At 42.2% G+C, this 7,606-nt stretch carries 7 protein-coding genes and 1 pseudogene; 6 read left to right on the forward strand and 2 right to left on the reverse strand.

Annotated elements, in window-relative coordinates; all coding sequences use genetic code 11:
* Window positions 1-122, reverse strand: a pseudogene (locus HQ41_RS04730) (IS5/IS1182 family transposase); the annotation flags it as partial.
* Between the two features lie 283 nt (window positions 123-405).
* Between HQ41_RS04730 and HQ41_RS04735 the strand changes: the two are divergent.
* The 6 genes from HQ41_RS04735 to HQ41_RS04760 all read left to right on the forward strand — a co-directional run bounded on the left by HQ41_RS04735 (window position 406) and on the right by HQ41_RS04760 (window position 7,414).
* On the forward strand, window positions 406-1,536 hold the full coding sequence (locus tag HQ41_RS04735; protein ID WP_044188628.1) for a glycosyltransferase family 4 protein: 1,131 nt from the start codon (window positions 406-408) through the stop codon (window positions 1,534-1,536).
* Between the two features lie 5 nt (window positions 1,537-1,541).
* Window positions 1,542-2,708: a glycosyltransferase family 4 protein gene (locus HQ41_RS04740; protein ID WP_044188630.1), complete on the forward strand. Its 1,167-nt coding sequence runs from the start codon at window positions 1,542-1,544 to the stop codon at window positions 2,706-2,708.
* The gene (locus tag HQ41_RS09310) at window positions 2,689-3,645 is read left to right on the forward strand and encodes a glycosyltransferase family 2 protein (protein ID WP_052405291.1); all 957 of its coding nucleotides are present in this window, start codon (window positions 2,689-2,691) and stop codon (window positions 3,643-3,645) included. The genes HQ41_RS04740 and HQ41_RS09310 overlap by 20 nt, the downstream gene beginning before the upstream one ends.
* On the forward strand, window positions 3,645-4,793 hold the full coding sequence (locus HQ41_RS04750) for a glycosyltransferase family 1 protein (protein ID WP_044188632.1): 1,149 nt from the start codon (window positions 3,645-3,647) through the stop codon (window positions 4,791-4,793). Before HQ41_RS09310 ends, HQ41_RS04750 begins: the two co-directional genes overlap by 1 nt.
* 168 nt (window positions 4,794-4,961) lie before the next feature.
* Entirely contained in the window at window positions 4,962-6,401 is a 1,440-nt protein-coding gene (locus HQ41_RS04755) for a lipopolysaccharide biosynthesis protein (protein WP_152567346.1), read from the forward strand.
* Window positions 6,402-6,433: 32 nt separating this feature from the next.
* Window positions 6,434-7,414: an acyltransferase gene (locus HQ41_RS04760; protein ID WP_044188636.1), complete on the forward strand. Its 981-nt coding sequence runs from the start codon at window positions 6,434-6,436 to the stop codon at window positions 7,412-7,414.
* On the opposite strand, the gene HQ41_RS09860 is transcribed toward HQ41_RS04760, so the two are convergent.
* Window positions 7,411-7,606 (reverse strand): hypothetical protein (locus HQ41_RS09860; RefSeq protein ID WP_235316911.1); only part of this gene is annotated, 196 nt, incomplete at its 5' end. The two genes, HQ41_RS04760 and HQ41_RS09860, sit on opposite strands and share 4 nt — an antisense overlap.

A 7,606-nucleotide genomic window follows, 5' to 3' on the forward strand; every position in this document is an offset into this window, starting at 1 on the left:
TACCATGTCTCTAGCAAAAGAATCTTGAACATCAGCAAGGCATCGTAGGCAGGGTTGCCTACGGCATTCTGTGTCTTGGTGTACTTCTTGTTCAGCAGGGTGCGGATACCTCTCCAATCAACGCTTGCGTTGATTGGGCGCAGAAAGGAGTGCTTCATCCGGTCGCGACGAACCTGAGTATATACTTGCAGGAAGCTCGGAGCTTGTTCGGTTGGTTTAGTTGCCATGTCGATACAGTTAATTACACACTAAAGATATTAATAATCAGATATATATGAAAAACGCCTAGCCGAACATCTAACTGAAAAGAGGCAAAATGCCGTGCAACGGTCTCTTGCACTGACGAGTAGCAATCATACTTTTTGGTACCTTTGTAGAATAATTAGAAGGAGATAGATCTCAGATATGAGGATTGCATACTGCATTCAAGGACTATTTAGGACGGGGGGTATTGAGCGTGTTGTATCCACCAAGGCTAACTATTGGGTACAGCATGGGCATGAGGTTTGCATCATTACGACAGACCAAAGGGGGCATCAGCCAGCCTTTGATCTAGATAGCCGTATATGTCTAGTAGACTTAGATCTGAACTACGAAGCGGATAATCAGCTTGGCCGGTTCAAACGCCTCAAAGCACTCTATGCCAAGCGAAGCGAACATAAGCATCGCCTAGAGAAGGTGCTGCGAGAGTTTAAGCCAGACATTACCGTCTCCACTTTCTTCCAAGACGCCCCAATACTGCCCACCATCCAAGACGGCAGCAAAAAGGTGCTCGAGCTACACAGCGCCAAAAACACCAAGATACTGATGTATCCTCAAGAACAGAGGATATATCGTTTGCTGGGGCGTTTTAGAGTTTGGCAGGATGAACGAATAGCTAAGAAGTATGACGCTTTTGTTATCCTAACAGAAGAAGAACGAGAACTATGGGCTAAGCTTGATACTTTGTGCGTAATCCCTAATCCAAGACCTTTTGATGAGGTTGCTCCAAGCCGGCTTGACGGAAAACGTGTTCTAGCTTTGGGGCGTTTCGAATACCAAAAGAACTTTGGAGAGCTTATCAGCATTTGGAGTCAAATTGCAGCAGCATATCCAGACTGGGAACTTTGTATCGCTGGTGCCGGTCCTTATGAGTCTAGGCTCAAGGAGCAAATTAATATGCTTAGCTTAGGGAAGATGATTAAGCTACTGCCTGCAACTCGCGAGGTGGCACAATTATATCAATCTGCTTCCATCTATGCTCTAAGCTCAAATTATGAGGGGCTTCCTATGGTGCTCATCGAGGCGCAAACATTTGGCCTTCCGATTGTTTCTTATGCTTGCCCTAGTGGCCCCAAGGATATTGTGACAGATGGCGTAGATGGATACTTGGTTAATCAAGGAGATAGAAATGCGTTCGCCGAAAAACTGGCTAAACTTATGAATGACCAAGAGGGACGAAGGTCTATGGGAACGGCTGCGCTCAAAAGCTCCGAGCGCTACAGCCTCCAATCTGTCATGGCCCTCTGGGAGCGATTGTTTGAATCTATACACTAGCGTTTATGAAGATTGTATATTGTGTAACACAACTACATGGTTCAGGAGGGATAGAAAGAGTAATAACCACGAAGGCCAATGCTCTTGTTGATAGAGGTCATGACGTAACTATCATTACTACGGATCAAAAGGGTGGCAAGCCCTTCTTCGAACTTGACAAAAGAATACGAACGTATGATTTGGGATTAAATTATAAGGGTGACTATGATAATCCTATTTGGATTCGTTTATATCGACATCTTAAGAAGAAAAGGATACATAAGCAGAAATTAACACAGTTGTTATACTCGATAAAAGCAGATATTGTTATTTCTACGTTTATGGAAGAAGCTTCTTTTTTGCCTTCAATAGAGGACGGCAGTAGAAAGATTGTTGAATCTCATGCTTCGATTTTACAGTATCAGGTCCAAAGGCCAAGAAAGAAATATGATTTCCAAAGATGCCTAGATTTTTTCTACAAATGCTATGATTTAGCTATTGGGCAAAGGTTTGATGCTTGTGTTCTGTTGACAAAAGAAGACTTGCTACTAAGAGGGAGGAAGTCGAATATGATAGTTATCCCCAACCCTCTTGATAATACTATTTATAGTTCTTCATCAGAGAATCGCAGAACTTACGTACTTGCCATTGGGCGACACACAGAGCAGAAAAACTTTAGCGATTTAATTGATGTTTGGTCTGTCGTGTCTCCTGAATACCCTTTATGGAAGCTCATCATAGTAGGTGATGGACACCTATACTCTTCTTTGTTGGATAAAATTAATGTTTTAAGACTTAGCTCTTCAGTTGAGTTGCTCCCCCCTACCAAAGAAATACAGCATTACTATAACGAGGCCTCGATTTTTGTTATGACCTCTCTGTTTGAAGGTCTACCTATGGTTCTATTAGAAACCCAAGCAGTAGGGTTGCCTGCAATCTCTTATGAATGCCCTTGTGGCCCTAAGGATGTTATAGAGAATGGATTTAATGGCTTTTTGGTTCCTTCGAAAAATAAGCATTTATTTGCTCACTATCTAAAGATGTTGATGGTTGATAAGGATATGAGAGAGTCAATGGGTGCTAATGCCCAAAGTCGGTCGAAGCAGTATCGATTATCAGTAGTAATTGACCAATGGGAGGAATTATTTAGTAGGCTATATAAAAAAACAACTCATGAAGGAAGAACTGGTTAGCATAATTGTGCCAATATATAATACTGCTCCTTACCTTAAGCGGTGTATAGAATCTTTAATCGAACAGATTTACCCCCTCATAGAAATTATATTAATAAATGATGGGTCTACTGATAATAGTTTAGATATTTGCTTAGAGTATGCAAAGAAGGACAAAAGGATAAAAGTCCTTAGCCAAAGAAACTCTGGACAGTCTGTGGCAAGAAACAAAGGCATTCGTCATTCTCGTGGCTCCTTTATCACCTTTGTTGATAGTGATGATTCTATTGAAGTAAACACTATTTCTGCTTGTGTCCAGTGCCTTCAGTCACACCCAAATTGTGATTATGTCCAATATCCCATACATCGAGATATTGGACATAATGTCGATGGCGTCCCTAAAGATTATATTGAGTCTATTCAGGAAATACCAATCTTGGGAAGTGAAGCACTCTTGAAGGCTTGGGTAATGCAAAAGATTTCATGGGTTGCATGTGCTCATGTGTATAGACGAGAGTTAATAGAAAAGGTAAAATTTAAGGAGGGTTTCTTTTTTGAAGACAATCTGTTTGCCTGTGATATTGTTCTTAATTCTAGAGGGGTATGTTTCTCTCAAGATGGGCTGTACAATTATTATTGGATTGAAACCTCTACAACTCATGGGTCATGGAGCAGTAAGAGATGGTTGGATATGGTCCTGATTCATATTGATATTTATAAGCGAATCAAAGAGAGGGGTTTGTCTGGATGTCTAGATGCGATGCCTCTCTATTTAGTTGCTAATGATATGTTTTCTTCATGGAAGGCGAATAATTACAAAAGAACGCCTATAACGGATGCTGGAGTGAGGATTCTTTGTCAAGCTAGAATAAGAGACTTTATTTTTGCCTCTCATTTATCCCTTAGAAGAAAAATCAAGATACTCGGGGTGAAGATCTGGGCACACATCGCTCAATAATGATGGAGAAGCGAAGGGTTATAGTCATCTCGGCGGTTAATCTGCGCAAGGGCGGTACACTGACTATCCTACGCCAGTGTCTTGAGTTCTTATCATCTTGGGGGAATGTCAATGGCTATAGGGTAGTTGTCTTAGTCCATCAGCGTAGTTTGGCAGACTTCCCGAACATCGAGTACATAGAAATACCTTGGGCAATCGAAGGCTGGGGGAAACGGCTTTGGTGCGAATATGTAACGATGCATAAAATATCCAAGCAACTAGGAGAGATTGAGCTTTGGCTTTCATTACATGACACAACTCCTCGAGTAATAGCCAAGAGGCAGGCCGTTTACTGCCAGACTTCATTCCCTTTTCTAAAGTGGAAGTGGAGAGATTTTCAGTTCGACCCTAAGATACCGCTCTTTGCGATGTTTACATGCTTTGCCTATCGGATCAATATACATCGCAATAGATATTTGGTGGTTCAGCAAGAGTGGCTTCGGGCAGGCTTCAGCAAAATGTTTGGGATTACTCCTGAGCGTTTTATTGTCGCACCTCCTTCTGCAGATCTTTCTATCCCTACATTTTCTCCTATAGAGCCTGATGGCCGGTTTACTTTCTTTTTTGCTTCTACCCCAGATAGCCACAAGAATTTCGAAACGCTGTGTGAGGCATCTAGATTGCTTGAGCGAGAGCTTGGCCCAGATCGCTTCCGAACGATTATCACGGTCAAGGGAGATGAGAATAAATATGCTAGATATCTGCGTGAAAAATGGGGGTATGTACAGTCAATAGAGTTTTCAGGCCTAATGGATAAGCCAACCCTCTATGCGCACTATGCTCTAGCCGATTGCTTTGTTTTCCCTTCCCGAATAGAAACTTGGGGGCTCCCGATTACTGAGTTTATTCATACAAACCGAATACTTGGCTTAGAAAAATCTTTGCTCCTAGCAGATCTGCCTTATGCTCATGAAACCTCACAAGGCGCCAGCTCAATCTTTTATTTTAACCCAAATGGCTCTCTACAGCTATCCAGATTGATGCGAGAAGTTATGATAGGTAATCATAAGAAAGATTCATCACTCCGTCCAGAAATGGGCTTCGACCATCTGCCATACTCGAGAAACTGGAAATGTCTATTTGAAATGCTACTTCGGGAGAATCTATAAAAATCATTGGTTGATATAGTTCAATACATAAATATTTGATATATGTCCGAGAGTCGTACTCATAAAAGTATACGGAATGCTCAGGTAACTCTGTTTTTCTCCGTCATAACGATCCTTATTTCTTTTTTCTCTCGCAAATACTTCTTGGCCTCATTCGACTCTGAGGTTATGGGACTGCGTACAGTTCTAGGGAACTTTCTCGGGATGCTGAATCTATCCGAGCTCGGTATTGGGACTTCAATTGCCGTTGCACTGTATAAGCCTCTTAATGATAGGAATTACCAATCAGTGAACGAGATCGTTTCTCTACAAGGGTGGCTTTATCGTTGGGTGGTGGGCTTTATCGTCTTTGGGTCCGTGGTGCTGATGCTGTTCTTCCCTCAGATGTTTGCGAATATGCAGGCTCCTCTTTGGTACGCGTACGTAACTTATGGGTTCCTGCTTTTTAGTACAATCCTTTCTTATACGATTAACTATAAGACGATTGTCTTGTCGGCGGACCAAAAAGGTTATAAGACAGGGGCAATCATGTCCACGGCAACGATCGCCAAAAACTTTATCCAGCTTCTAATTCTCTATTTCTTAGAGGATGCCTATTTGCTTTGGATATCCATGGATCTTGCCCTATCTATACTTGGTGTCTATGTGCTTGATAGAGTAACAGTTAGAGAGTATCCATGGCTATCAGTCAATCCATCCAAAGGACGGCAATACCTTAAAAAATATCCAGCACTACTCAAGCAGACAGGGTTGATATTCTTCCATAACTTGGGAGGGTATGCCCTTGGTAATACTACTCCTCTAGTAATGTCCTTGGTGTCTGGGTTGGTTATGACGGGAGACTATGACAACTACAAAAACCTAATTACGCATGTGCGTACTTTCAGCGAAGGTATTTTCGGAAACCTAATCCCGGGGGTTGGCAATCTGATTGCTGAAGGTAATCAAGAGAAGATATATTCATTCTTCTGGGAGGTGCTGTCCTTCAAATACTTCATTGCTGGGATTAGCTGCTTTTTCCTCTATGTTTTTGCGACACCATTTGTTAGTTTATGGTTGGGGGAGAAGTATGCACTCGAGTCATCTCTCGGTATCTTACTACTTACCTTAATTGCTTATATTGACTTCACACGAGGTGTCAACAATGCTTATATTAATGGGTTTGCCCTATTTAAGGATATTTGGGCTCCTCTCGTAGAGGCTGGGATTAATGTTGGTATGTCCATCTTGCTTGGATATATTTTAGGTTGGGAAGGAGTGTTGTTAGGTGTATTCATTAGCTTATTTACTATAATTGTTGTTTGGAAACCATTCTATCTCTTTAGAAGTGGGTTCCAGCTGCCAGTTAGATTGTATTGGCTTGGAATGACGAAGTTCCCACTAATCACTTGGGGGCTTATATTCCTTACCGATGCCTTTGTAGACTTATATCAGCCTTCCATGGAGTCTTATACAGAGTTTTTCATTAATGCATCATGGGTCTCCATATTATTCATTGTCATTTTATTCGGGGTATTTTATGTTGTTTCCAAGGCTTTTCGAGCAGCTTCGATGAGGGCGTGGCAGATTGTTGCTGAGCGTATTCCATTGATTAAAAAGCGTTACTAGACTACTATTTGCCTTGAATTACAGAAGAAGTTATGAATCCATCTATCACCAAGTGTTCTCATTCGGAGGTCGCCTCCCTGTATGTCCTAAAGGCTCTTTGTGCTCTTTTCGTAGTCCTCCTTCATGCCCCTCTAGGGATTGCGACAGAATACGGCCGGATATTGGCAGCAACGGCTGTCCCATTATTTTTTATGATCACAGGGTATTTTCTCTACTCCGAGGATCCGAATAAGGTAGCAGCAAGGGCTCTAAAAACGGCTAAAAAGGCCATTGTGCTTTGGCTTATTTGTACATTAGTTTACTATCCTATAGCTCCAATCGAAGGGGCTTTGTCCGAAACCTATATGCTTTACCTCAAACTACTAATTTGGGGTATGCCTCCTGCGGCAGGACATCTTTGGTATCTAATGGCTTTGGCGCAAGGGATGTTGGTAATAGCGGCGCTATATCGCTTGGGTATGGGGAAGTTATTCCCATATCTTATCGCCCTTTGGTTTTTGGGCTTCTCCGTCGAGGATTATCGCCCCATAGTTTTCGGGTCTGAGCCTTCGGTCTTGTCTGCTAATTTTATTATTAAAGCACTGCCTTGTTTGGCCGCAGGGATGTGGGTTGCTCAGAGAAAAATGGCACTGCTCCAATACAAATCTTGGGGAATAGCTTTAGCGTGTGGGATTGCCTTGCTGTATCTGGATCTATTTTGGGGACGAAGTTTGTTGCCCTCGTATATCATCCTCAAGCCATTCATCACAACAACTGTTATTTTCACGGCTTTTGTTACTTGCTTGCAGTTCCCATCTTGGGGGCATGGGAGTAAAGTGGCCTATGTAGGGCAAGCGCTATCTGGGAATATCTACTATTGGCATGGACTGCCAATCATACTATTTACACAAGTGCTCACTCAATTCTCCAGCCAGTATGAGGCCTATGGAGCGCTTATCGTATTCGTCATGTCCCTAGGGTTTGCCTACTTAATTGTCAAGGTGCAGAATAGATTGGGAGTGTGTATTCTTTAATTATTCTTAGTCTGATTGCGAAATAAAATGGCTGAAATACTAAAAATACGACATAAAGCTAAGGGAGATAGAGATGAAAGAGGCATTTCTTCTCTGAGACTATTGCGCAATGCGCCGCTCAAAGTTTCTTGTATCTTTCTCGGTGTTTTTTGCGTGTTTGAGCGGCTTGGGGAGCCTTGAATACTATCCCCC

Origin of the sequence: Porphyromonas sp. COT-290 OH860, from assembly GCF_000768935.1 — a bacterium.
Lineage (GTDB): Bacteria > Bacteroidota > Bacteroidia > Bacteroidales > Porphyromonadaceae > Porphyromonas.